The 24,611-nt window shown below is 68.5% G+C and carries 19 protein-coding genes; 16 read left to right on the top strand and 3 right to left on the bottom strand.

Annotation, left to right across the window (positions count from 1 at the left end; genetic code table 11):
* Window positions 1-16 precede the first annotated feature (16 nt).
* The 10 genes from CYU89_RS06015 (at window position 17) to CYU89_RS06060 (ending at window position 14,930) form a co-directional block, all read left to right on the top strand.
* Complete coding sequence (locus tag CYU89_RS06015) at window positions 17-2,203, top strand: SUMF1/EgtB/PvdO family nonheme iron enzyme (RefSeq protein ID WP_296279363.1); 2,187 nt, start codon at window positions 17-19, stop codon at window positions 2,201-2,203.
* Window positions 2,200-4,044 carry a beta-L-arabinofuranosidase domain-containing protein gene (locus CYU89_RS06020; protein WP_296279365.1) on the top strand — a complete coding sequence of 615 codons (1,845 nt, stop codon included), beginning with the start codon at window positions 2,200-2,202 and terminating at the stop codon, window positions 4,042-4,044. Before CYU89_RS06015 ends, CYU89_RS06020 begins: the two co-directional genes overlap by 4 nt.
* 121 nt (window positions 4,045-4,165) lie before the next feature.
* Complete coding sequence (locus CYU89_RS06025) at window positions 4,166-5,353, top strand: CoA transferase (RefSeq protein ID WP_296279367.1); 1,188 nt, start codon at window positions 4,166-4,168, stop codon at window positions 5,351-5,353.
* A gap of 120 nt (window positions 5,354-5,473) precedes the next feature.
* Entirely contained in the window at window positions 5,474-6,196 is a 723-nt protein-coding gene (locus CYU89_RS06030) for a TorF family putative porin (RefSeq protein ID WP_296279368.1), read from the top strand.
* Window positions 6,197-6,316: 120 nt separating this feature from the next.
* Window positions 6,317-8,026 carry a potassium-transporting ATPase subunit KdpA gene (gene kdpA / locus CYU89_RS06035; protein ID WP_296279370.1) on the top strand — a complete coding sequence of 570 codons (1,710 nt, stop codon included), beginning with the start codon at window positions 6,317-6,319 and terminating at the stop codon, window positions 8,024-8,026.
* A gap of 10 nt (window positions 8,027-8,036) precedes the next feature.
* The gene (gene kdpB / locus CYU89_RS06040; RefSeq protein ID WP_296279372.1) at window positions 8,037-10,097 is read left to right on the top strand and encodes a potassium-transporting ATPase subunit KdpB; all 2,061 of its coding nucleotides are present in this window, start codon (window positions 8,037-8,039) and stop codon (window positions 10,095-10,097) included.
* A 9-nt stretch (window positions 10,098-10,106) separates the two neighbouring features.
* Window positions 10,107-10,709, top strand: a complete 603-nt coding sequence (gene kdpC / locus CYU89_RS06045; protein ID WP_296279373.1) for a potassium-transporting ATPase subunit KdpC — start codon at window positions 10,107-10,109, stop codon at window positions 10,707-10,709.
* Between the two features lie 5 nt (window positions 10,710-10,714).
* The gene (locus CYU89_RS06050) at window positions 10,715-10,870 is read left to right on the top strand and encodes a hypothetical protein (RefSeq protein WP_296279375.1); all 156 of its coding nucleotides are present in this window, start codon (window positions 10,715-10,717) and stop codon (window positions 10,868-10,870) included.
* A gap of 695 nt (window positions 10,871-11,565) precedes the next feature.
* Window positions 11,566-14,211, top strand: a complete 2,646-nt coding sequence (locus tag CYU89_RS06055) for a sensor histidine kinase KdpD (RefSeq protein ID WP_296279377.1) — start codon at window positions 11,566-11,568, stop codon at window positions 14,209-14,211.
* On the top strand, window positions 14,208-14,930 hold the full coding sequence (locus CYU89_RS06060) for a response regulator transcription factor (RefSeq protein WP_296279379.1): 723 nt from the start codon (window positions 14,208-14,210) through the stop codon (window positions 14,928-14,930). The genes CYU89_RS06055 and CYU89_RS06060 overlap by 4 nt, the downstream gene beginning before the upstream one ends.
* Window positions 14,931-14,961: 31 nt before the next feature.
* Here the strand turns inward: CYU89_RS06060 and CYU89_RS06065 are convergent, their stop codons facing one another.
* Window positions 14,962-16,557, bottom strand: a complete 1,596-nt coding sequence (locus CYU89_RS06065; RefSeq protein ID WP_296279381.1) for a VCBS repeat-containing protein — start codon at window positions 16,555-16,557, stop codon at window positions 14,962-14,964.
* A 209-nt stretch (window positions 16,558-16,766) separates the two neighbouring features.
* Between CYU89_RS06065 and dusA the strand changes: the two genes are divergently transcribed.
* The 5 genes from dusA (at window position 16,767) to CYU89_RS06090 (ending at window position 21,488) form a co-directional block, all read left to right on the top strand.
* Window positions 16,767-17,759, top strand: coding sequence for a tRNA dihydrouridine(20/20a) synthase DusA (gene dusA, locus CYU89_RS06070; protein ID WP_296279382.1), 993 nt, complete (start codon window positions 16,767-16,769; stop codon window positions 17,757-17,759).
* Between the two features lie 2 nt (window positions 17,760-17,761).
* The gene (locus tag CYU89_RS06075; RefSeq protein ID WP_296279383.1) at window positions 17,762-18,685 is read left to right on the top strand and encodes an arginine deiminase-related protein; all 924 of its coding nucleotides are present in this window, start codon (window positions 17,762-17,764) and stop codon (window positions 18,683-18,685) included.
* 147 nt (window positions 18,686-18,832) lie between these two features.
* Window positions 18,833-19,243, top strand: coding sequence for a hypothetical protein (locus CYU89_RS06080; RefSeq protein WP_296279384.1), 411 nt, complete (start codon window positions 18,833-18,835; stop codon window positions 19,241-19,243).
* Between the two features lie 75 nt (window positions 19,244-19,318).
* Window positions 19,319-20,005: a response regulator transcription factor gene (locus CYU89_RS06085; RefSeq protein WP_055937106.1), complete on the top strand. Its 687-nt coding sequence runs from the start codon at window positions 19,319-19,321 to the stop codon at window positions 20,003-20,005.
* Between the two features lie 28 nt (window positions 20,006-20,033).
* Entirely contained in the window at window positions 20,034-21,488 is a 1,455-nt protein-coding gene (locus CYU89_RS06090; RefSeq protein ID WP_296279389.1) for a sensor histidine kinase, read from the top strand.
* A gap of 1 nt (window position 21,489) precedes the next feature.
* Here the strand turns inward: CYU89_RS06090 and CYU89_RS06095 are convergent, their stop codons facing one another.
* Both CYU89_RS06095 and CYU89_RS06100 read right to left on the bottom strand, forming a co-directional pair.
* Entirely contained in the window at window positions 21,490-22,209 is a 720-nt protein-coding gene (locus CYU89_RS06095) for a M90 family metallopeptidase (protein ID WP_296279824.1), read from the bottom strand.
* A gap of 60 nt (window positions 22,210-22,269) precedes the next feature.
* Window positions 22,270-22,590, bottom strand: coding sequence for a hypothetical protein (locus CYU89_RS06100; RefSeq protein WP_296279391.1), 321 nt, complete (start codon window positions 22,588-22,590; stop codon window positions 22,270-22,272).
* A 192-nt stretch (window positions 22,591-22,782) separates the two neighbouring features.
* On the opposite strand from CYU89_RS06100, the gene CYU89_RS06105 reads away from it, so the two are divergent.
* Window positions 22,783-24,597 (top strand): DegV family protein, encoded by a 1,815-nt coding sequence (locus CYU89_RS06105; RefSeq protein WP_296279392.1) that lies wholly within the window; start codon window positions 22,783-22,785, stop codon window positions 24,595-24,597.
* Window positions 24,598-24,611 lie beyond the last annotated feature (14 nt).

The following is a 24,611-nucleotide window of genomic DNA, read 5'->3' on the forward strand; positions in this document are numbered from 1 at the left end:
GATCCAAGATCTCCCCATGAGCACGCCCACGTCCCCCGATTCCCATGATGCCGCTGGTCACGACGACACGTACGTGGTGAAGACCGAATACAAGTTTTCCCACGTCACCACGCAGCGCTACCTGCCCACGCCGGGCAAGGCGCCGGGCTGGCCGTTCGCCGACATCGGCCAGTGGAAGATCGATGCCAACGCCTCGGCCGACGACTGGGTCGCCGAGCTGAAGGACTGGCGGCACGAGCACCTCACGCGCATCGGTTACGACGACGCCAACTACCGCCGGCCGGAACTGCAATGGGCGCAGCGCAACTTCGTGCATGCGCAGGTGATGGTCGAGGACCGCTACCTCTACGATCCCGTCGCCGGCCGCTACACCGTCGACCGCTACCTCGATGATCTGGAAGCGCGCTTCGGCGGCCTGGACAGCGTGCTGCTGTGGTGCGTGTATCCCAACATCGGCGTGGACGACCGCAACCAGTTCGACCTGGCGCGCAGCCTGCCGGGCGGGCTGGAGGCGCTGCGCGGCGCGGTCGACGATTTCCACCGCCGCGGTGTGCGCGTGTTCCTCACCACGATGCCGTGGGACAACGGTACCCGCGACGAAGGCGCGCCGGACTGGCAGGCCATTGCACAGATCGTCAAGGCGGTCGGTGCGGACGGCATCAACGGCGACACCTACAACGGCGTGCCGCGCGCGTTCTTCGATGCCTGCGATGCGCTCGGCCATCCGGTGGTCGTGCAGCCGGAATCCACGATCAGCGCCGAAGAACACCTGATCTGGAACGTGCAGAGCTGGGGCAAGAAGGCGCCGAACGAAGTCGTGCCGCCGGTGGCGAAGTTCAAGTGGCTGGAACCGCGCCACATGATCAACTACGAGAACCGCTGGGGCCGCGACCGCAACCACGACCTGCAGTACATCTTCTTCAATGGCGTGGGTTACAACGCGTGGGAGAACGTGTGGGGACTGTGGAACCAGCTGACCCCGCGCGATGCCGCCTCGCTGCGCCGCATCGCCACGATCTACCGCCGCTTCGCGCCGTTGCTGGTCAGCCTGGACTGGCGCCCATACGAGCGCACGCTGCAGGCCGGCATCTTCGCCAGCCGCTTCCCGGGCGAAGGCCGCACGCTGTGGACGCTGGTCAACCGCCACGAGTACACGATCGCCGGTGAGCAACTTGCCGTGCCGCATGTCGACGGCACGCGCTATGTAGACCTGTGGAATGGCACGGTACTGCAGCCGCGCATCATCGACGGCCACGCGATCCTGGAGACGACCCTGGAAGGCCGTGGCTTCGGCGCGCTGCTGGCGTTGCGGGCGGGCGTGGAGGAAGAAGGCCTGAATGCCTTCCTGGCGCAGATGGCGGAGCACGCGGCGACGCTGCTGGCGTCTTTGTCCGCACGATGGACCGCACTGCCGCAGACCTTGCAGCCGATCGCCGCGACCACGCCGCAGGCCACGGCACCGGACGGCATGGTGACGATCCCCGCCGGAGAGTTCCTGTTCGCCGTGCAGGGTATCGAGATCGAAGGGCAGGTGTGGGAGGGCGTGGACGTGCAGTTCCCGTGGGAACCGACCGCGCGCCGCCACCATCGCCAGCGCATGCAGGTCGCGGCGTTCCACATCGATCGGCACCTGGTGACGAACGAACATTTCAAGGCCTTCATCGATGCCACCGGCTATGCGCCACGCGATGCGCTGAATTTCCTCCGCGACTGGCGCGATGGCGCACCGCAGGCGGGCTGGGAGAACAAGCCGGTCACCTGGGTGTCGCTGGAAGATGCGCGTGCCTATGCCGCATGGGCGGGCAAGCGCCTGCCGCACGGCTGGGAATGGCAGTACGCCGCACAGGGCACGGACGGTCGCCTGTATCCGTGGGGCGATGCCTGGCGAGACGATGCCGCGCCGCCGGTGTTCCGCGGCCGCGTGCTGCCCCCGCCCGCCGACGTGGGTGCCTGTCCTGCGGGCGCCAGTCCGTTCGGCGTGATGGACCTGGTCGGCCATGTCTGGCAGTGGACGGATGAATTCCACGACGAGCACACGCGCGCGGCCATCGTGCGCGGCGGCAGCGATTACGAGCCGCGCACGTCGCACTGGTACTTCCCCCAGGCCAAGCGGCTGGACCAGCACGGCAAGCTGCTGCTGATGGCGCCGGGCAAGGACCGATCCGGCCGCATCGGTTTCCGTTGCGTGGCGGATGCGGCATGACGACGGCCGCTTTCCCTGCGTCCTCGTCGATCGTGCTTGGCGGCCTCCTCGGCGCAGCCCTCGAGGCCAACCTGCGCGGCCGCCTCTCGCACTTCATCACCGCGCCGGACAGCCCCGCCATCGCGCTGTTCTCGCCCGAGCACCGCGCGCGCAACACCGAGGGCGACTGGTACGGCGAACACGCCGGCAAATGGCTGTCGGCCGCCGCCCGCGCTTACGGGCGCAGCGGCGATGCGACGCTGGGCGCGCACCTGCGCGCGGTCGCCGACTACCTGCTCTCCGTGCAGGAAGCCGACGGCTACCTGGGTACCTACGCGGAAGAGCGCCGCTTCATCCATCCGCAGCCGCCGAAGCCGCCCAGCTGGGACGGCGCGCCCGCGCTGCGCACCTGGGACATCTGGGTGCACGCCTACCTGATCCTCGGCCTGGTCGAGACGGCGCGCGCCCTGCAGGACCCGCGCTATACGCAAGCCGCCGCGCGCATCGCCGACCTGTGCGCGCAGGCGCTGGCGTCCGGCATCGACATCACCACGCTGGGCAACCACCACGGCATGTCGGCCACGGTGCTGATGGATGCCGCGCTGGAGTTGCATGCCGAAACCGCGGAGCCGCGCTTCCTCGCGCTCGCCCAGCGCGTGCTGGAGCAGGCGAACGCGCATCCGGCGCTGCGCCTGCTGCCGGCGCTCGAGGCCGGCGCCGATGCGTCCGAGATCGCCACCGGCAAGGCCTACCAGCTGCTCTGGAACCTGGTCGCGCTGGTGAAGCTGTGCCGCGCCACCGGTGACGCCGCCCTGCGCGACACGCTGGAGCGCATCTGGCAGAACATCCGCGAGCACCACCTGACCCTGGGCGGCGGGCCATGGGGCGGCGTCGCCCATCGCTCGCGGGAAGTGTTCAACGCACGCGGCAGCTTCAGCCCGAATGCCTACGTGGAAACCTGCTCGCTGCTGTCGTGGATCCAGTTCAACCGCGAGCTGCTGCAGCTCACCGGCGAAGCGCGCTTCGCCGAAGAGATCGAGCGCACCGCGTACAACGACCTGCTCGGCGCGCAGGCGCCGGATGGCGAGGACTGGTGTTACTACTCGTTCCCGAACGGGCGGCGCGTGCACACCACCTACTGGCGCTGCTGCAAGTCCAGCGGCGCGATGGCGGTGGAGGAACTGCCGTCACTGGCGTATGCCGTCGAGGGCGACACCGTCCGCGTGCAGCTCTACGGGCCCGGCGAAGCGCGCCTGGCGCACCCACAGGCCGGGACGGTGGTGCTGCGCCAGCACACCGCGTATCCGTTCGATGGTGAGGTGTCGTTGGACGTCCATCCCCAGCGCGACGCGACGTTCGACCTGCAGTTGCGCATTCCATCCTGGGCCGAGGGCGCCACGGTGTCGGTCAATGGCGAGCCCGTGGAGGCCGCGGTCGTCCCCGGCGCTTTCCTCGTCCTGCGCCGCCTGTGGCGTTCCGACGACCACGTGCAACTGGCCTTCCCGCTGCGGCCGACCCTGCACCGGCAGGTGCTGCGCAACGTGCAGGAATCGCGCGCGCCGGACGGCTCGGCAGTCCACCAGCAGGTGCTGGACCTGCATTACGTCGGGCTCACGCGCGGCCCGCTGGCCTACGCCACCGACCTGATCGACGGCTTCAAGACGGAGGAGACCGTCCGTCTGCCCGACGGCCCGCAGGACGACTGGCTGCAGGTGCTGCCGGTGACCGACGGCGAGGAGGGCGAGGCCATTTCGCTGCAGCCCGCGAGCCGGCCGCCGCTGCTGTTCTGGCCGTACTACCGCGCCGGTGGGCGGCACGACGGCGCCTGGCGCCTGACCTGGCTGGCGCTGCCGCCGCCATGACCGCCTGCGCGCTCGCAAGAATTTGTGGCAGCAGAAGCTACGGTCGCTGGCTGTATCGCGCCCGCGCCGTGGCACAGACTGGCCATCGCCGTTGCGGCGGCGGCTGAAGGAGCCCTCTTCCATGGACAATCCGTCTCCCTTCCGTTCGCGCCTGCGCACGGGCCCCGCCGGTCCGCTGAGCGGAGTGAAGGTGCTCGACCTCAGCGCCTACATCGCCGGCCCTTACGGCTGCACGCTGCTGGCCGACCAGGGCGCCGACGTGATCAAGGTCGAGCCGCCCGATGGCGACAACCTGCGCCAGTACCCATCCACCCTGGAGCGCGAGAGCCGCGCCTTCCTCGGCGTGAATCGCAGCAAGCAGGGCATCGCGCTCGATCTCAAGCAGCCGGCCGACCACGCCGCGCTGCTGCGCCTGGTACGCGAGGCCGATGTGCTGGTGCACAACTTCCGTCCCAGCGTGCCGAAGCGGCTGGGCATCGATTTCGACAGCCTGACGGTGATCAACCCGCGGCTGATCTACTGCGCGGTGACCGGCTACGGCGAGACCGGCCCGATGAAGGACAAGGCCGGTTACGACCAGGTGCTGCAGACCATGACCGGCATGTGCACGCTGCAGGGCAAGCGCGGCGGTGCGCCGGAAATCATCTACGGCTCGGTGGTGGACTACTACGCGGCGGCGCTGCTCGCTGCCGGCGTGTCGTCGGCGCTGTACGAACGCGAACGCAGCGGGCGCGGGCAGTTCGTCGGCGTGTCGCTGTTGCGCAGCGCGCTGACCATGCAGTCAGCCCGGATGATCTGGGCAGAAGGCGAAGCGCTCGACATCGGCCGCGACATGCGCTCCGGCGGCGTCACCGGCATCCACCCGGCGCGCGAGGGCTATCTGTATCTCTCCGCCAATACGCCGCGCTTCTGGAAGGCGCTGTGCCGCCTGACCGGCCTGGACGCCTTGGCCGACGATCCGCGCTACGACAGCGTGCGCAAGCGCGCCGCGCAGGCCGCCGAGATCGTCCCGCAACTGCACGACGCGCTGCAGGCGCGCACCGCGACGGAGTGGGAAGCGCACTTCGGCGACGAGGTGCCCTGTGCCGCGGCGCGACGCGTCGAGGACATGTTCGAGCATCCGCAGGTGCTGGCCGAAGACATGGTGGCGGAGATCGCGCATCCCGTTGTCGGCAGCTACCGTGGCGTCACCCGGCCCATCGCGTTCGGGCGCACGCCGGGTCCGGCGCCGTTTGCCGCGCCCGTGTTCGACCAGGATGCGGAGCACGTGCTCGGCACGCCGTCACCGCAGGCACGCAACGCGGGCTGAGGCAGGGCGCGCGGCTTTACGCCGAATTTACGGCGGTGCGCGGGAAGCGCATGGCGGCTTTACGCGGGGCAGGACCAGACTTTCGCGGTCGGCGGAACGTCTTCCGCCTGGATCGCATTCATGTCTTTCATCTCCTCCGCTTCGCGCCGGCGCATGCCTGCGTTCGTCGTTTCCTCCGTCGCCGCCGGCCTGCTGCTGGCCATGGCGTCCGCCGCGCAGGCCGCCACCTTCAACGGCTCCGGTGCGCTCACCACCGATTACGTCTGGCGCGGCACCACCCAGACGCAGGGCGACCCGGCCGTGCAGGCCGGCTTCAAGGCTACGGCCGACAGCGGCCTGTATGGCGCGGTGTGGGGCTCGAACGTCGAGTTCGCACCGGAAACGAAGGCCAGCAGTGAAATCGACGTCACCCTCGGCTGGGGCGGCACCCTGTCCGACGACTGGGCGCTCGACCTCAACCTGACCCACTACCGCTATCCGTCCACCACCGTCGACCTCAACTGGACCGAGGCCATCGGTACGCTGACCTGGAAGCAGAACTACTGGGCGCAGCTGGGCTACTCCCCCGAAGCGCTCGCGACGGATGAAGCCGGCGCCTACGCACAGCTCGGCGCCAGGTTCCCCCTGAGCGAACAGGTGCGCCTGGAAGCCGCCGCCGGTTATTACTGGCTGGACGACGCCTACGACGACAGCTACGCGCATGCGCAGCTCGGTGCGGTGTGGGCGTTCAAGGCGCCGTTCGAACTGCGCGTCACCGCGCACGCCACCGACAGCAGTGCCAAGACCCTGTTCCCGGGCCTGGCCGGCTCGCGCGTGGAAGCGGCGCTGCAAGCGTCGTTCTGACGGCGACCGTGCTCGCGTCCTTCCTCTGCATGTTGCTGGCGCTGACGGGCTTGCTCGCCGGCGCCGGTCTTCTGTTCCTGCTGATCACGCGGCGCGAACGCGCGCCGATGGATGACTCCCATGACTGAATTCCTCCTTGTGTTCGCGCTCGCGATCGCGCTGGGCTGGCCGCTCGGCCGCTACCTCGCCGCGGTGATGCGCGGTGCCCCGATGCGGGGCGACCGGCTGTTCGGCCTGGTCGAACGCCCCCTCTACGCACTGCTCGGCGTCGACCCTTCGCGCGGCATGGGCTGGAAGGGCTATGCCAAGGCCTTCCTGCTCAGCAACCTGGTGCTGGGCGTGATCGTGTGGCTCGTCCTGATGACCCAGGCCTGGCTGCCACTCAATCCCAACGGCATCCCCAACATGCGTTGGGACCTGGCGCTGCACACGATGGTGTCGTTCCTCACCAACACCAACCAGCAGCACTACTCCGGCCAGGCGCAGCTGTCGTACCTGGCGCATGCCAGCGCGATCGTCGGCCTGCAGGTGATCACGCCGATGATGGGGCTGGCCCTGGTCGCGGCCACCTTGCGCGGCCTGTTCGGCGGGCGTGGGAAGAGCGCTGCAACGACGGACACCACCACGAACGGTGAAGCCGATGTCGGCAACTACTGGGCCGATGTCATCCGTCCGACCGTGCGCTTCCTGCTGCCGCTGTGCCTGGTGTGGTCGCTGGCGCTGACCAGCCAGGGCGTGCCGGCCACGTGGGACGGCGGTCCGGTTGCCACCCCGATCGACGCGAGCGCGGAGATGCCCGAGCAGAAGATTCCCTTGGGCCCGGTCTCGCCGATGGTCGCGGTGAAGCAGCTCGGCACCAACGGCGGCGGTTGGTATGGCCCCAACAGCGCCGTGTCGCTGGAGAACCCCACCCCGTTCTCCAACCTGCTGGAGACGCTGGCCCTCATCCTGATCCCGGTCAGCATCGCCTTCATGGTGAGCGGCTTCACCGGCCGCAGGAAATTCACCGCGCTCGTGTTCGGCACCATGCTGACCATGTCGGTGATCTCGACCGGTGCGGCCGTGTGGTCGGAGAGCTATTCCGCCACATCGAGCGACATCGCGCTGATGGAAGGCAAGGAAGTGCGCTTCGGTGCCGCACCGTCCGCGTTGTGGAGCGCACTGACCACGCAGACCTCGAACGGCTCGGTCAACGCGATGCACGACTCGTTGGCGCCGCTGACCGGCCTGGTGACGATCAGCAACATGCTGGTGAACAGTATCTGGGGCGGCATCGGCTGCGGCCTGCAGCAGTTCCTCGTCTACCTGCTGCTCAGCGTGTTCCTCGCCGGCCTGATGACCGGCCGCACACCCGAGCTGTTCGGTCGCAAGATCGAAGCGCATGAAGTGAAGCTGTTGGCCGCGCTGGTATTGCTGCAACCGCTGGCGCTGCTGGCCTTCACCGCGATCACGCTGGCCGTGCCGTCCATCACCGGCAATTCCAATCCGGAGTTCCACGGCATCAGCCAAGTGTTCTACGAGTATGTCTCGGCGTTCGCCAACAACGGTTCCGGCTTCGAGGGCCTGGGCGATGCGACGTACTGGTGGAACCTCAGCGCGTCGCTGATGCTGGCGCTCGGCCGTTACCCCGCGCTGATCATCCCGCTGGCCATCGCCGGTTCGCTGGCGCGCAAGCGCGCCACGCCCGAAGGCCCCGGCACCCTCCAGGTGGAAACCCCGACCTTCGCGCTCACCCTGATCGCTGTGGTCGCCATCCTGACCCTGCTGCAGTTCATGCCCGTGCTGGTCCTCGGCCCGATCGCCGACCACCTGGCCCTGAGCGCGCTCTGAGAACACCGACATGACTCCTTCCTCCTCACGCTCCGCCGGCCGTGCGCCGGCCCTGCTCGACAGCGCGGGCTTCCGTGCTGCCGTCATCGGCTCCTTCACCAAGCTGGCCCCGCAGCACGCCTTCAAGAACCCGGTCATGGCCGTGGTCTGGCTGGGCACGCTGCTGACCGCCGGGCTGACACTCGCCGGCACCACGGCGCCCGGCATCGGCTGGTCGGTCACCGCGTTGCTGTTCGTCACCGTGCTGTTCGCCAACTTCGCCGAAGCCGTCGCCGAAGCGCGCGGCCGCGGCCAGGCGGCGTCGCTGCGGCGCGCCCGCAAGGATCTCGTCGCACGCCGCATCGACACGCCGCTGGGCGGTGCCGAGCGGCGCATCCCCGCGGCCGACCTGAGGCCCGGTGACTACGTCATCGTGTCCGCCGGCGAACAGATCCCGGCCGACGGCGAGATCGTCAAGGGCCTGGCCACGATCAACGAGTCCGCCGTCACCGGCGAATCCGCCCCGGTGCTGCGCGAAGCCGGCACCGACCGCAGCGGCGTGATCGGCGGCACCAAGGTGCTCTCCGACGAGATCGTGGTGAAGATCACCGCCGAGCCCGGCCACAGTTTCCTGGACCGCATGATCTCGCTGGTCGAAGGCGCCAACCGGCAGAAGACGCCGAACGAGATCGCGCTGGGCCTGCTGCTGCTGACGATGACGCTGACGTTCCTGATCGTCGTGGTCACGCTGCCCTTCATCGCGGGCTTCGTGGGTGCGAAGCTCGATCCGCTGCTGCTGGTCGCGCTGCTGGTCTGTCTGATTCCCACCACCATCGGCGGCCTGCTGCCGGCCATCGGCATTGCCGGCATGAACCGCGCGCTGGCGGCCAACGTGCTGGCCAAGTCGGGCAAGGCGGTGGAAGTGGCCGGCGACGTCGACGTGCTGCTGCTCGACAAGACCGGCACCATCACCCACGGCGACCGCCAGGCCACGCTGTTCCATCCGCTGGCCGGCATCGACCGCGAGCAGCTGCGCGACGCCGCCATGCTGTCCTCGCTGGCCGATCCCACGCCGGAAGGCAAGTCGATCGTGAAGCTGGCGCGCGAGCAGGGCGCTACCCCGGCCGATCCCGAGCGTGCGCAGTTCATCGCCTTCACCGCGCAGACCCGCATGTCCGGCGTGGATCTTCCTGACGATGGCCGCGGCCACGTCCGTGTCATCCGCAAGGGTGCGATGGACGCGATCCTGAAGCATGTGCAGGCGCTGGGCGGCAGCGCGCCTGCCGAACTCACCGCGCGCGTCGAGCAGGTCGCCCGCAATGGCGCCACGCCGCTGGTCGTCAGCGACGGCAACCACGTGCTCGGCGTGGTGGAACTCTCCGACGTGGTCAAGCACGGCATCAAGGAGAAGTTCGCCCATATGCGTGCCATGGGCATCCGCACGGTGATGATCACCGGCGACAACCCGTTGACCGCCGCCGCCATCGCCGCCGAAGCCGGCGTGGACGACTACATCGCCGAGGCGCGCCCCGAAGACAAGCTGGCGCGCATCCGCCAGGAACAGGCCGGTGGCCGCCTGGTCGCGATGGTCGGCGACGGCACCAACGACGCGCCGGCGCTGGCGCAGGCCGACGTGGGCCTGGCGATGAATTCCGGCACGCAGGCGGCGAAGGAGGCGGGCAACATGGTCGATCTCGACTCCGACCCGGCCAAGTTGCTGGAGGTCGTCGAAGTCGGCAAGCAACAGCTGATCACGCGCGGCGCGCTGACCACGTTCTCGCTGGCCAACGACGTGTCGAAGTACTTCGCGATCCTGCCGGCGCTGTTCGCCGCGGCGATCCCTTCCATGGGGGCGCTCAACGTGATGCAGCTGTCCAGCCCGACCAACGCGGTGATCGCGGCGCTGATCTTCAACGCCATCATCATCCCGCTGCTGATCCCGCTGGCCCTGCGCGGCGTGCGCTTCCGCCCGGCCGGCGCCACCGCGCTGCTGCGCCGGAACATGCTGGTCTACGGCGTCGGCGGCGTGCTGTTGCCGTTCGCCGCCATCAAGCTCATCGACCTGTTGCTGGCCGCCGTCACCGGTGCCTGAGGATTTCCCATGAATACTCCTTCCGCTTCTTCCGTCGCCGCCGCGCCCGTATGGCGCCCGGCCCTCGTGCTGGCCGGCGTGGCGTTGCTCGGCTTCGGCCTGCTGTACTCGCTGGCAGGTGCCGGCCTGGGTTCGTTGTTGTTCCCGCACCAGGCCGGCGGCAGCCTGATCGAACGCGACGGCAAGGTGATCGGCTCGTCGCTGGTCGCCCAGCCGTTCACCGACGATCGCTATTTCCAGTCGCGCCCTTCCGCCGCGAAGTACGACGTGATGGCGCTGGCCGGCAGCAACCAGGCGCGCACCAACCCCGACCTGCGTGCGCGCCTTGACGAGGCCCGCACCGCTATCGCCACGCGCGAAGGCGTAGCGCCCGACGCGGTGCCCAGCGATCTGGTCACCCAGTCCGGCGGCGGCATCGATCCGCACCTGTCGCCGGCCGCCATCCAGCTCCAGATCGCCCGTGTCGCCAGCGTACGCGGCCTGCCGGTCAGCGAGGTCGAGCGCCTGGTCGCCGCGCATACCGAGGCCCCGCAATTCGGCCTGCTGGGCGCTGCGCGCGTCAACGTGCTGGAACTCAACCTCGCCCTCGATGGCGTGCGAAAGCCGGAGTAATCCCCATGGATCACGACCTATGTCCCAAAGGTCTGGCGGGCCACCAGCGACGCGTCGGCGCCCGGCGACGAGCGCTGGTGCTCCGTGCCGCGCTGTTCGCGGCCGCGGCCGGCTACGCCTTGGTCATCGTGGCGCTGGCGCGCAATGTAGCCGCGGGATGATCTTCGTCCTTCGCAGCTCTTGCGGGCAGCAGGGGAATCATCACGCGACGCGGTACGGTTGTTTCCCTCTCCCCGCCTGCGGGGAGAGGGTGCCGAAGGCGGGTGAGGGGCGACGGCGCCGCGGGGCTGTGTCGTCGCGTGATGCATCGAGCGGTGTGATGCCCTGTCGTCGTGCGCGGAGGGATTCGGTGGTCCGAGAACGCACTGGCTTCGTTCGCCCCGCATCCGCCCTCCGGGCACCTTCTCCCCGCGCGCGGGGAGAAGGGAGAGGCCTGTGGTGATCGATCACCTCTGTGCGGTACTTGTCGTCCTGCGACTGAACCAGAAAGGTGCGCTGTCAGAGCGCGTCGCCTCGTTCACGAGGTTCGGAAGCTGGCGCACAAGGGAAATTTTCTTCAATGCACAAAGTTCCAAGGTGAGACGACGAGGAAAATTCGTTCGCGCGAGAGGCTCGAAGCTGTCATGACGAGGCGAACTTCATCGACGTCGAACCGCGAAGGGTCGGAGGGTCGAGGCTTTTGGGTGAGACGACGAGGGGACTGGCGATGCCATCGAACCAAACAGGTGCGCCGGCAGGGAGATCTTCTTCGCGCGCAAGGCGGTTCTGCCTCGCCATCGAGGAAATTTTCTTCGACGACGCCCTCCCCAACGCCGACACCCTCTCGACGTGACACGACAACAGGCAGAATAGTGCGATGACCGACGCCCGCCACCGCCAGGCCGATGCCCTGATCGACCACCTGCAGCGTGAGCAGGGTGGGCGGCTGACGATCTTCCTGGGCGCCGCGCCCGGGGTCGGCAAGACCTACACCATGCTGTCGCGGGCGCGCGAGCTGCGTCGCCAGGGCCGCGACGTGGTGGTGGGGATCGTGGAGACGCACGGGCGCGGCGAGACCGCCGCGCTGACCGAAGGCTTGGACATCCTGCCGCGCAAGCGCGTGGCCTACCAAGGTCGTTGGCTGGAGGAGATGGACCTGGACGCGCTGCTGGCGCGTCGCCCGCAGATCGCGCTGGTGGACGAACTCGCCCACCGCAACGCGCCGGGCAGCCGCCACGAGCGCCGCTGGCAGGACGTGATCGAACTGCTCGATGCCGGCATCGACGTCCACACCACGATCAACATCCAGCACCTGGAGAGCCTCAATGATGTCGTCCACCGGATCACCGGCGTGCGCGTCAGCGAAACCGTGCCGGACGCCGTGTTCGACCGGCTGCGCGACATCGTGCTGGTGGACCTGCCGCCGCGCGAACTGATCGAACGCCTGCACCAGGGCAAGGTGTACCTGCCGGAACAGGCGTCGCAGGCGTTGCAGGCCTTCTTCTCGCCCTCCAACCTGATCGCATTGCGCGAACTGGCCATGCAGACGGCGGCCGACCGCGTCGACGCCGACCTGCGCGAAGACCAGGCTGCGCGTGGCCTGCCCGGCATGCCGCTTCGCCGTCGCGTGCTGGTGGCGATCGACGGGCGGGGTCAGTCCGAGTACCTGGTGCGTGCCGCGCGCCGCATCGCCGAACGGCGCGATGCACCGTGGAGCGTGGTGACCGTGCAGGTGTCGAACACGGTGGACGACGCGCAGCAGCGCGAGATCGACCAGGCCTTCGCGCTGGCACGCCGGTTGGGTGCGGACACCGAGGTGCTGCGCGGTGCGCGCATTCCCGATGCGCTGCTCGATCATGCGACCCAGAGCGGAGCCTCCACGCTGGTGCTGGGGCGTACGCGCGAACGGCCGTTCGCGCGCATGATCAACCGCACGCTGACCCAGCAGATCCTGCAGCGCGGCGCGCACTACGAGCTGGTCATCATCAGCACGCCGGAAGCGCGCGCGCGTTCGCGCCGTGGCAGTGCCGGTCCGAACGGCTGGCTGCCCCGGGAGGAGCTGGGCTTCGCGGCGACGGCCTCGGTCCTGTCAGTGGGCGTCGCCTGGCTGGCCGAGCGCTGGGTCGGGCTGGAAGATCTGTCGATGGTCTTCATCGTGGCGGTGGTGCTGGTGGCCGCGCGCACGCGCATGACCGCCGCCGTGGTGGCCGCGCTGCTGAGCTTCCTGGCCTACAACTTCTTCTTCATCGAGCCGCGCTTCACCTTCAACATCGGCGCGCGCCAAGGTGTGGCCACGGTGTTCCTGTTCCTGGTGGCGGCCCTCGTTGCAGGACGCCTGGCCTCGCGCCTGCGCATGCAGGTGGTCGCGCTGCGTGCGGCCAATGCGCAGGCCACGGCATTGCAGGCCCTGGGCCGCGACCTGGCCGGCGCCGCCGACCTGGGCCAGGTGCTGGTCGCCGGCCGCAAGGCGTTGGAGCGCGCACTCGGCGCCGATGCCTGGCTGCGCGTGCAGGGGCGCGAAGAGCCCGTCGACGCCACGCTGAGCGAGATCGACCGTGCCGCCAGCGACTGGGCGCAGCAGCACGGACAACCGACCGGACGCCATACCGACACGCTGGCGGGCGCGGCGCGCTGGTTCCTGCCGCTGCGCGGCGACCGCGGCAGCCTCGGGGTGGTGGGGCTGCGTTTCGAGGACGCCGCCCGCCTGCTGCCGGAGCAGCGGCGGCTGGCGGAAGCGATGACGGAAGACATCGCGCAGGCGGTGGTGCGCACGCGGCTGGTGACGGAGCTGGAAGACGCGCGCGTCAGTGGCGAGACTGAACGCCTGCGGTCGGCGCTGCTGTCGTCGGTGTCGCACGACCTGCGCTCGCCGCTGGCCTCGATGATCGGTTCGGCCAGCAGCTTGGCCAGCTACTGGAGTGCGATCAGCGAAGGCGATCGACGCAGCCTGCTCGACACCATCCAGCAGGAAGGCGAGCGGCTGGACCGCTACATCCAGAACCTGCTCGACATGACGCGGCTGGGCCATAGCGGATTGACGCTCAACCGCGACTGGATCGGCGTGGACGAACTGCTCGGCTCGGCGGTCTCGCGCCTGCAGCGTTACCAGCCGGACGTGCGCGTGCAGACCATGATCGCCGCGGACGTGCCGACGATCTGGGTGCATCCGGCCCTGATCGAGCAGGCTGTATTCAACGTGCTGGAGAACGCCGCGAAGTTCTCGCCGCCGGGCGAACCGGTGCAGGTCGACGCGAAGTTGATCGACGGTGCCTTGCGCATCGACGTGCGCGACCGGGGACCCGGTATTCCGGAAGACGAGCGCGCGCGCATCTTCGACATGTTCTACAGCGTGGAGCGCGGCGACCGTGGCCGCCACGGCACCGGTCTGGGACTGGCGATCTGCCAGGGCATGGTGGGCGCGCACGGCGGCAGCGTGCAGGCGCTGCCCGGGCCGGATGGCCGCGGCACGGTGATCCGGATTACCCTGCCGCTGCTCACTCCCGCACCACAGGCACCGGCTTGACCTACACCGCGCCACCCCCCGCGTCCGCACCGCCGGCCCGCATCCTGGTGATCGACGACGAGCCGCAGATCCGGCGGTTCCTCGACATCAGCCTGCGCGCGCAGGGCTATGTGGTGGCGCTGGTCGAGAGCGGACATGCCGGACTGGCCGAGCTGGCGGCGCAGGGTGCCGACCTGGTGGTGCTGGACATCGGCCTGCCCGATCTGGACGGCCACGAGGTACTGCGCGAACTGCGGCAATGGTCGCAGGTGCCGGTCATCATGCTGACCGTGCGCGACGGCGAAGCGGAGAAAGTCGCCGCGCTCGATGGCGGCGCGAACGACTACGTCACCAAACCGTTCGGCGTGCAGGAGCTGATGGCGCGTATCCGCGGCCTGCTGCGCACGCGCATCGCCGCCAGCGATGCGGCCATGCCGCTGTTCGACGACGGCCACCTGCACGTCGACCTCGGTCGCCGCGAAGTGACGCTGGACGGCGAACCCGTGGTGCTGAGTCGCAAGGAATTCGCCCTGCTCGCCCTGCTGCTGCAACACCCCGGCCGCGTGGTCACCCAACCGCAACTGCTGCGCGAACTCTGGGGCCCCACCCACCAGGAGGACACGCATTACCTGCGCATTCTCGTCGGCAAGCTGCGGCAGAAGCTGGGTGATGACGCGACAGCGCCAAGGTATATCGCGACGGAGCCTGGGGTGGGGTTGCGGTTTGTTGCTGCGACCTGAGGTACTCGTTGCAGGTGATGCGGGTATGAAACTAAGGATCTAGAATCGGTATGGAGTTCTGGTTCGGCGGCATGGATGCAGGCGTAGCAGGAACACGGCGCGCATTGCGTCCAAGGCGTGGGTCAGCGTCTCCTGCCGTGCCCCCGTCGGCGTTGGCGTCGGCACTGTGGCTGGGGAGGGTGAGTGGAGATGCCGATCGCGCAGCGCTAGAAGCCGAATCCTCTATGGCTCTCGGCTGAGAGCAGCAGGCGACAACACGAGGAGGTGCGCATCCCTGGCCGTACAGCAGCACGGGGGATTGAGTCCACCGTGAGATCACCAAATCACCACACCCGTCATGGTTGATGTCGCCAGTCGCGAAGTAGTTGTGCCGACCCAAGAACTGGTATGCGTCAACGATAGTTTCAGGTGTGAGTAACGTATCCGTTTGCAGGTAGTAACCGATGTAGCCCCACCCGCTGTGTGCGATAGCCAGATCGGTCCTGCCGTCACGGTTGAGGTCGGTCGCGATGAGCGAATTACCACTGGCACCACTTTGCCTTGGAATTTCCATGCTCGATGCGAAATTGCCCTGCGAATCCTGGATATAGAGGTGCATGCTTGCGCCAGTTCTGGCTTCATCCAGGACCAAATCGTTGCGTCCGTCCGCGTTGAAGTCGCCGACAGCGAGTGACGCCGTTTGATTGGCGTCGATCGGGCGATGGAGCACCACAGGGGGGGCATACCCCCCTGTTGCAAGTGCGGGGTAAATCCGGAACTCCTGCAGCGGACTGTTGAATATCGTGGCGAGGATAAGGTCGTCCAAGCCATCCCCCGTGACATCGCCTGTCGTTCGGACGGCAGAGGAAGGTAGCGGCAGTGTCGACGTGCCGGCGATGCCACCGAGTCCGTCTCCGTGAACGACAGTGGCCGACGTGTTGCTCGTGTCGACCAGAATGTCGAGGTAACCGTCGCGGTCGACGTCCGTCACGACAAGGTTGTAGGGGTCGCCGACAACGACCGTGCTCGACGCAAAGGTGCCATCGGCGTTTGAGCGCAGCACCATGACGCCATTGGCGGTGTCGGTGATGATGTCGCCGACACCATCGCCGTCGAGGTCTGCAATCAGGAGCTGGTAGGCGAGATTGACGCCGGATTCCGCGATCTTGACGGCCGCCTCTAGCTGGCCATCGCTGCGCTGGTAGGCGGTGTAGATCTCCATGCGACTGTCGGCCATGTTGGGCGCATAGCGAAGGGACAGGAACACAAGATCGTCCCGTCCATCACCGGAAACATCGCCTACGGCGATGGCACGCGCTTGGGTGGATGCGGGATCCGTCATGAATGCCGGTGCCGACAGCGAGTAAGAAGGGCGGGTCAGCGACATCGGGGGCATCGACGCGAAGGGAATGCTCGCAGGCCCGTGAGGACCTGCATTCGAACGACCTGCCGGAACGCTGATCCAAGGGCCTGAGGGGCGGTAAACAAAGGTAGAGGGAATGACGGCCTCTTCCTGTTCATCCGCGCTGGCATCGGACAGCGCCCTTGCCGGAGTGTTGGCCCACAGGCCGAAGGGCCAATGTGCGACGTCGGCTAGACCGTTCGAAATCCAGAGCGCGCCAGCGCAAGCGCTGCTGGCCACCAGCATCAATATCGCTCCCGACCGCTTGTGCACATCCATCCCCTTGGCTGCCGGGAAGGAGTATATCGGCGGATATCGGACGAAGGGATCAGTCTCTCCGGTTCGAGGCCGTTTCAAGAGCGGCCTCCCGGCCCGATGTCCGCTCCTGGGTGCGAGAATGCAGGACTGCTCAGGGCAGCGGGATTCCGGGGGGTGGTCACGGGTAAAATGCCGATATGCACTCCATCCACCACGACAAACTCCGCCTCTCCGTCGCCCCGATGATGGACTGGACGGACACGCACTGCCGCGTGTTCCACCGGCTTTTGGCGCCGAACGCGCGCCTGTACACCGAGATGGTGCATGCGCAGGCGGTGATCCATGGCGACCGCGATCGCCTGCTGGGGTTCGATGCAGGTGAGCATCCCGTGGCGGTGCAGCTGGGCGGCAGCGAGCCGGCGCACCTGGCGCAGGCCGCGCGCATCGCGCAGGAATGGGGCTACGACGAAGTGAACCTCAACGTCGGCTGCCCGTCCGACCGCGTGCAGGCGGGGCGGTTCGGTGCCTGCCTGATGAGGGAACCCGCGCTGGTGGCCGAGTGCGTGGCGGCGATGATCGAGGCCGTGAGCATTCCGGTGACGGTGAAGTGCCGTCTCGGTGTGGACGAGCAGGAAGACTACGACCTCTTCCTCGCCTTCATCGATACGGTCGCGGCCACCGGTTGCAACACGTTCTTCGTGCATGCGCGCAAGGCGTGGCTGCAAGGGCTGTCGCCCAAGGAGAACCGCGAGATACCGCCGCTGCGTTACGACTGGGCGTACCGGCTCAAGCGCGAGCGGCCGGCGCTGACGGTGGCGATCAACGGCGGCATCACCACGACCGCGCAGGTGCACGAGCACCTGCAGCACAGCGATGGCGTGATGATCGGCCGCGCCGCGTATCACGAGCCCTATGTTCTGCATGAAATGCAGGCGGCCTTGTTCGGTGGCGACATCGCGCCCCGCGCGGACCTGCTGCGCGCATGGCGTCCGTATGTCGAAGCGCAGCTGGCGAAGGGCGTGGCGCTGAAGCACCTGACGCGTCACGTGCTGGGGTTGTTCCATGCGCAGCAGGGTGGGCGCGCGTTCCGGCAGATCCTCAGCGAAGGCGCGCACAAGCCCGGTGCGGACTGGTCGCTGGTGGAGCAGGCGCTGGCGGCGACCGTGCGCGAACTGCGGCCGGCGGCCTGAGCATGATCACGCGCGACGTCGCCGAGTTCGTCGCGCATGCGCGCACGCTGGCGCCGGACGTCGGGCCCGCCACGGCGCGTGCCGCGTTCCTCGTGTCGCCGGATGGATTCATGCGCGCCGAGCAGTCCGCGCAGGACAACCGGTACATGGCGGGCGCCGAGGCCTTCGACGCGGATGCCGCGCTGCACGAGCATCACGCGCTGCATCGCGCGTTGGCGCAGGACGTGCCCGTGATCTGCTTCCCCGGCGACGATGCGACACCGGATGCGGTGTTTCCCAACAACGTGTTCGCCACCGCGCGCGTCGGCGGGGAACCGAGGCTGATCGTCGGCCGCATGCGCCACGAAGTCCGCCGGCGCGAGGCGGAACGCGCGGACATCCGTCGCTTCTTCCGCGACGCCCTGGGTTATGCCGAGATCGATCTGTCCACCCAACCGCATCCCTGCGAACTGACGGGCGCGCTGGTCATCGACCGCGCGCGCGGGATCGGGTTCTGCGGGTTGTCCGAACGCTGCGACGAAACAGGGGCGGCGAGGATGCACGAGGCGTTCGGACTGCGTGCCACCTTGACGTTCGACCTGGCTCCCGGCGAGTACCACACCAACGTGGTGTTGGCGGTGCTGGCCGGCCGGGTCGCGCTGGTGCACCAAGAGGGGTTGGTGTCCCCTGGGCTGGTGGCCGCACTGGACGCGCTGTATCCCGATCAGGTGGTCGAATTGGATGCGGCGGAGCAGGCGGCCTTCGCCGGCAATGCCATCTCGCTGACCGAGGGCAGGGTCTGGATGAGCCGGCGTGCATATGCAGCCCTCCGTCCCTCCTCGCTGGCGCGTCTGGCCGCCGCGGGACTGGCGGTGCATAGCGTGGCGCTGGACGCGATAGAAGCAGGCGGCGGTTCGCTAAGGTGTTGTGTTGCCGAGGTTTTCTGACGATTCAGCTGGCTGAATGCGGGGCGTTGCCCTGTGGATAAATTCAGAACCGATTCACTGCCGCGGACCAAGACTGCGCTTCCATTCTCCAGAGGCGGTTTCGGGTTTCGTTCAGTTTCGCGACCCCACTTCCGTTACGATTCCGTTATGCGTTTTCGTGCCCCGACCCTCGCCGCCCTTGCCCTGGCGGTCCTCGCCGCCCTCGCCGGCACCCATGCGGTGCAGGCGCAGGACGAGCGTGGCCGCAACGACGGTCCACCGCCCCGCGAGCGCGGCTTTCCGCGCAGCGATGACCGGGGCCACCGCAATTCCATGTCCGATTCGGTGCGCCGCGTGCGCAGTGAATCGGGCAATCAGGTGTTGAGCGTGGAGCGCATGCAGTACGACGGCCGCGATGTCACGCGCGTCAAGTACATCGACGAGCGTGGTCGCGTGCGCACGGAAACCCAGGACGACCGAGGGGCGTCGCGCCGCGACGCAGACTCTCCCGTTCGTCCGCGTCGCGACCTTGCGCCGCCTCCGCAGCCTGCACGCGGCGATAACCCCCCGCGCCCGTAGTCTTACGTAGAATCCAGGCTCAACAGAGCACGTCCCGCGCGGCCCGCTGCCGCGCCGCATTCCCAAGGAGAGTCCATGCGTATCCTGCTGGTCGAAGACGAAGCCCCCCTGCGTGAAACCCTTGCCGCGCGCCTCAAGCGCGAAGGCTTCGCGGTGGACGCGGCCCAGGACGGCGAAGAGGGCCTCTACATGGGCCGCGAAGTGCCGTTCGACGTGGGCATCATCGATCTCGGCCTGCCCAAGATGTCGGGCATGGAGCTGATCAAGGCGCTGCGCGATGAAGGCAAGAAATTCCCCGTGCTGATCCTGACGGCGCGTTCCAGCTGGCAGGACAAGGTGGAAGGCCTGAAGCAGGGTGCCGACGACTATCTGGTCAAGCCGTTCCATGTGGAAGAACTGCTGGCGCGCGTCAACGCGTTGTTGCGCCGGGCGGCGGGCTGGAGCAAGCCGACGCTGGAGTGCGGACCGGTCGCGCTCGACCTCGCTGCGCAGACGGTCAGCGTCAACGGCAGCAATGTCGACCTGACCAGCTACGAGTACAAGGTGCTCGAATACCTGATGATGCATGCCGGCGAGCTGGTCTCGAAGGCCGACCTGACCGAGCACATCTACCAGCAGGACTTCGATCGCGACTCGAACGTGCTGGAAGTGTTCATCGGCCGCCTGCGCAAGAAGCTGGATCCCGATGGCGAGCTGAAGCCGATCGAGACCGTGCGCGGCCGCGGCTATCGTTTCGCGATCCCGCGCAGCGGCGAAGGCTGATGTCCCGCGCCGGCATCGCCTGCACTTGATGCCTGCGCCACCGTCCGGCGCCGCGCCTTCCGCCCCCGTCGGCCGTGACCGGTTCGACGGGTGGCGTCCGCGATCGTTGCGCGCGCGCCAGCTGCTGGCCGCCAGCCTCGCGCTGGTCGCGTTCCTTGCCCTGGCGGGCTACGCGCTGGACCGTGCGTTCGTCGACACCGCCGAGAACAACCTCCGCCAACGCCTGAAGAGCTATGCGCTCTACTACACCGACAAGGTGGAGTTCGGGCGCAACGGCACGTTGATTCCTCCCTACAACACGCCTGACCCGCGCTTCGACATGCCCGACAGCGGCATGTACGCGCAGGTGGTGCTGCAGGGAGTGCCGCCGTGGGGATCGAATTCGACCCTCGGTCCGGAGTTGCCCGCCCCGCGCATGCTGGGCGCGCTCGAGGAGTCGTTCGAAGGGCCGTTGCCGATCCGCCGCGCCGATGGCAGCGACAGCGAGGCTTACCGGTATGGCGTGGGCTATGCATGGCCGGCGACGCACCAGCACGCCGAGATCCCGTACAGCATCTACATCTTCGAGGATGCGCAGGCGCTGAGCGCGCAGATCCGCGTATTCCGGGGTTCGCTGTGGGTGTACCTCGGCGGTGCCGGCGTGATCCTGCTGTTGCTGCAGATGCTGGTGTTGCGATGGAGCCTGCGCCCGCTGCGGCGGGTGATCTTCGAACTCAGCCGCGTGCAGCGCGGCGAGCTGTCGGGCATGACCGAGAGCCATCCCCGCGAGCTCGAGCCGCTGACCGACAGCATCAATGCCTTCATCGAAAGCGAGCGCGAGAACCTGGAGCGCCAGCGCAATACGCTGGCCGACCTGGCGCACAGCCTGAAGACGCCCATCGCGGTGCTGCGGACGCAGCTGGACAGCGGGGGCGGCGATCCGCAGGCCTTGCGCGAGGAGCTCGATGTGCAGCTCAAGCGCATGAACAACCTGGTCTCGTACCAGCTGGCGCGCGCTGCGTCGAGCGGACACAAGCTCTTCTCGGCCGCGGTACCCATCGAGCCGCATGCCGAGGAAATCGTGCGTGGCCTCGAGAAGGTGTATGCGGCGAAGGGCGTGATCTGCGAATTCGAAATCGATCCGCGCGCCCGTTTCCACGGCGAGACCGGCGACCTGCAGGAGCTGATGGGCAACCTGCTCGAGAACGCGTTCAAGTGGGCGCGTTCGCGCGTGCTGCTGACGGTGATGGTGGGCGCGACGGCGCCGCAGCGTCGCCCCGGTGTGTTCATCGCCGTCGATGACGATGGCCCCGGCATCGCCGAGGACGACGTGGCGAAAGTCCTGCAACGCGGCGTGCGCGGCGACGAGCGCGTGCAGGGCCACGGCATTGGCCTGTCGATCGTGCAGGACCTGATCCGCGACTACCGCGGCGAGCTGCAGGTACGGCGCTCGGAAGAGCTGGGCGGTGCGCGCTTCGAAGTGCGCCTGCCGCCCGGACTCTGACTCATTCCGCGTCGGGCGCCATCGGCGAAGGGCCGTAGAAGCGTTGCAGGTGCGCCGCCACGTCCGGCATGGCCTCGGCCAGTACGCGCGGCGCGGAGAAGTGGTATTCCGTGACGACCGCGAAGAATTCTTCCGGCGCCTCGGCGGCGTAGGGATCGAGGGTGGTGTCGCGGCCCAGGTCGACCTGCATGCAGAAGTCGTCGTACGCGCGCTGGAAGTCGCGTGCCCAGCGGCCGCGCCACGCATCCGGAAGCGGCGGGGTGCCGTCGAGTTCGCCATCCAGCACGTCCAGCTTGTGCGCCATTTCGTGCACGGCCACGCAGAAACCGGCGTCTGGTTCGGCCAGGTCGGCCTGCACATCGGCCCACGACAGGATCAGCGGCCCATGGTCCCAGGCTTCGCCCGCGAGGTCGTCTTCCCACTCGTGCAGCACGCCGGCGGCGTCGGTGTGCGTGCGCTGCACGCGGAAGGCGTCGGGGTAGACGATCAGCTGCGACCATCCGCGCAGGCCGGCTTCGCCGAACTCGAGCAGCGGAAGGCAGCACAGCGCGGCCAGTTGCGCCCGCTGCGCGTCGTCCAGGCGCAGTCCTGCCAAGGGCGTGATGGTCTTTCGATGCAGGAACAGTGCGGTCAAGGCGCGCAGCCGCTCCGCACGTACCTCATCCAGCGCGGACACCCATGGCGTGCCGGTGAGGACGGACCGCCACAGGTTGTCTTCAATCGTCGGGGGCGCGGGCCGCAGGCGGCGCAACAGTCCGATCACGGGGTACCGACGTCCGCCTCAGCGGAACATGCCCGGCAGGAAGCTGTGCCACTTGGACCCGCGGTTGCGCGGCAGCGGGGTGTCGTCGTCGTCGCCACCGCCCCGCGTGGTGACGGGCGCCAGGGTTGCCGGCACGCCGTACTTGGTACGGGCGGCATTCGCGCGAGCGCGCCGGGGGTCCGAGGCAACCGGCACGGCATCGACCTGCCGTTCCGCAACCGCGCGGTCGGCGATCTCCGGACACGTGTCGACGTTGCCGTTGGCGAGGCCACGCCCGTTCTGGGCGAACGCCACGGCCGAAGCAGCCAGGAGCAGCAGGGCAAGGCTGGCGCGAAGCATCGGGGAGACTCCTGTCAGTCGGGTACAGCGGCCAGAGAACGCCGCCGACTATAGCCGGATTGGCGCCGGAGGGCATGGATCCTCGAGCGCTTTGCGACGAAACCGCGCCCCGCGGCGACAGACCGAGGAAAACCCGGCATGGGCTGCTGCGACGCAACAGGGCGGCGCCCACGCTTGCGGCAGACTCTTGCCATGTCCGCGCCCCACGACCGTCCCCTGACCGCCCCCGCCCTGCGCCTGGCGCTGATCGCCGGGGCCCGTCGGGTCATTGCGGCTCGGGATGGATTGAACCGCATCAACGTGTTCCCGGTCGCCGATGGCGATACCGGCAACAATCTCGCCTCTACGCTCGGCAGCGTGCTGCACGGCGCGCTCAGCCAGCCCAGCCAGCATGCCGGCGATTTGCTCAGCCGTGTCGGCAATGACGCGATCGACGGTGCGCGCGGCAATTCCGGCGCCATCCTGGCGCAGTTCCTCCATGGGGTGGCCGAGCACGTGCATGCATTGCCCGAACTGGACGCGCGTTCGCTGGCGGCCGCGGTGCGCCGCGGTGCGCAGAGCGCCCGGCAGGCGCTGGCCCAGCCGGTCGAGGGCACCATCCTCAGCGTCATCAGCGCCTTCGCCGACGAACTCGACGCGGCGGCGGACAGCGCGCAGCCCGACACGCGCAGCGGGTTCACGCGTGCGCTCATGCGCGCACGGCATGCGCTTGCCGACACGCCGCGCCAGATGGCGCTGCTGCAGAAGGCCGGCGTGGTCGATGCCGGCGCGCAGGGCTTCGTCGACCTGCTGGAGGGCATCGCCGAGTTCGTCGAAGGGGGGCCGCGCGCCGTGCGCGTGCGCGCCGGTGCGCCGGTCGCGGCGAACGACGCCGCCGCCCCCCTGGACCATGACCACGAGATCGACCCGGATCGCCGCTGGTGCACCGAATGCCTGCTGCTCGGCGAGGGCCTGGACCGCGAGCGCCTGCGCGCGGCGCTGGAGGCGATGGGCGCCGATTCCATCGTCATCGCGGGCGGTACCGCGCGCCTGCGCGTGCACGCGCATGCCGGATCGCCGCAGGCCTTGTTCGATGCCTGCGCGCAGCAAGGGCGCGTGGAAGGCATGAAGGCCGACGACATGATCCGGCAGCAGGCGGTCGCCGCTGCGCCGCAACCGCTCGTGGTGGTCACCGACAGTGCCGCCGACCTGCCGGACGACATCGCCGAGCGTTACGCGATCGGCGTGGTGCCGGCCCGGGTGGATCTGGACGGCCGCGATTACCTCGACAAGGTGGGGCTGTCGACGGCCGAGTTCTATCGGCGCATGGCGGCGTCGCGCCAGTTGCCGCGCACGAGCCAGCCCCCGCCGGGGGATTTCCGCCGCCACTTCGAACTGGCGCTCGCACATCATGCGCGCGTGCTGTACGTGGGCCTGTCGCGGGCGTTGTCGGGCACGCTGCAGTCAGGCGAGCATGCGGCGGCCCGCGACCCCGGCAGGCGCGTGCGCGTCTTCGATACGGTCAACGCGGCCTGCGGCCAGGCCCTGCTGGTCTGGCGCGCCGCCGAGCTGGCCGCGCTGGGGCATGACGAGGCGGAGGTGCTGGCCGAACTCGCGCGCCTGCGTCCGCAGACCCGCATGTGGGCCATCGCACCCGACATCTCCCACGCGGTGCGTGGGGGCCGCATTCCCCGCTGGGCGGCGCCGATCGCACGGCTCAGTGCGCTGACGCCGATGGCGAAGATGAGCGTCGACGGCCGCATGGTCGTCGCCGGGCTCCTGCTGACCCGCGATCGCGCACCCGAAGCGTTCGCACGGCGCGTTGCGCGACAACTGCCGGCGGGACAGCGCTGGCGCCTGATCGTCGGACACTGCGATGCGCGGCCCGAGGGCGAGCGCCTGCTGGCCGCACTGCGTGCGCGCGTGTCGATCAGCGAATACCGGTTGGTGGAAACCGGGGCGGCGATCGGTGCACACGCCGGACAGGGCGCGCTGATCGTGGCGGTGCAGCCGGCCGACGATGCCTGAACCTGTGCGGGGGC

The sequence above is a fragment of the Pseudoxanthomonas sp. genome (genome assembly GCF_002863005.1).
GTDB lineage: Bacteria > Pseudomonadota > Gammaproteobacteria > Xanthomonadales > Xanthomonadaceae > Pseudoxanthomonas_A.

Excerpts from the sequence above, each read along its gene's own strand:
- CYU89_RS06100 (WP_296279391.1), bottom strand. The coding sequence starts at position 22,590 with ATGCTTCGCGCCAGCCTTGCCCTGCTGCTCCTGGCTGCTTCGGCCGTG.
- CYU89_RS06075 (WP_296279383.1), top strand. The coding sequence starts at position 17,762 with ATGATCACGCGCGACGTCGCCGAGTTCGTCGCGCATGCGCGCACGCTG.
- CYU89_RS06085 (WP_055937106.1), top strand. The coding sequence starts at position 19,319 with ATGCGTATCCTGCTGGTCGAAGACGAAGCCCCCCTGCGTGAAACCCTT.
- CYU89_RS06020 (WP_296279365.1), top strand. The coding sequence starts at position 2,200 with ATGACGACGGCCGCTTTCCCTGCGTCCTCGTCGATCGTGCTTGGCGGC.
- kdpA (WP_296279370.1), top strand. The coding sequence starts at position 6,317 with ATGACTGAATTCCTCCTTGTGTTCGCGCTCGCGATCGCGCTGGGCTGG.
- CYU89_RS06055 (WP_296279377.1), top strand. The coding sequence starts at position 11,566 with ATGACCGACGCCCGCCACCGCCAGGCCGATGCCCTGATCGACCACCTG.
- dusA (WP_296279382.1), top strand. The coding sequence starts at position 16,767 with ATGCACTCCATCCACCACGACAAACTCCGCCTCTCCGTCGCCCCGATG.
- CYU89_RS06065 (WP_296279381.1), bottom strand. The coding sequence starts at position 16,557 with ATGCTGGTGGCCAGCAGCGCTTGCGCTGGCGCGCTCTGGATTTCGAAC.
- kdpB (WP_296279372.1), top strand. The coding sequence starts at position 8,037 with ATGACTCCTTCCTCCTCACGCTCCGCCGGCCGTGCGCCGGCCCTGCTC.
- CYU89_RS06050 (WP_296279375.1), top strand. The coding sequence starts at position 10,715 with ATGGATCACGACCTATGTCCCAAAGGTCTGGCGGGCCACCAGCGACGC.
- CYU89_RS06030 (WP_296279368.1), top strand. The coding sequence starts at position 5,474 with ATGTCTTTCATCTCCTCCGCTTCGCGCCGGCGCATGCCTGCGTTCGTC.
- CYU89_RS06080 (WP_296279384.1), top strand. The coding sequence starts at position 18,833 with ATGCGTTTTCGTGCCCCGACCCTCGCCGCCCTTGCCCTGGCGGTCCTC.
- CYU89_RS06025 (WP_296279367.1), top strand. The coding sequence starts at position 4,166 with ATGGACAATCCGTCTCCCTTCCGTTCGCGCCTGCGCACGGGCCCCGCC.
- kdpC (WP_296279373.1), top strand. The coding sequence starts at position 10,107 with ATGAATACTCCTTCCGCTTCTTCCGTCGCCGCCGCGCCCGTATGGCGC.
- CYU89_RS06105 (WP_296279392.1), top strand. The coding sequence starts at position 22,783 with ATGTCCGCGCCCCACGACCGTCCCCTGACCGCCCCCGCCCTGCGCCTG.
- CYU89_RS06090 (WP_296279389.1), top strand. The coding sequence starts at position 20,034 with ATGCCTGCGCCACCGTCCGGCGCCGCGCCTTCCGCCCCCGTCGGCCGT.
- CYU89_RS06015 (WP_296279363.1), top strand. The coding sequence starts at position 17 with ATGAGCACGCCCACGTCCCCCGATTCCCATGATGCCGCTGGTCACGAC.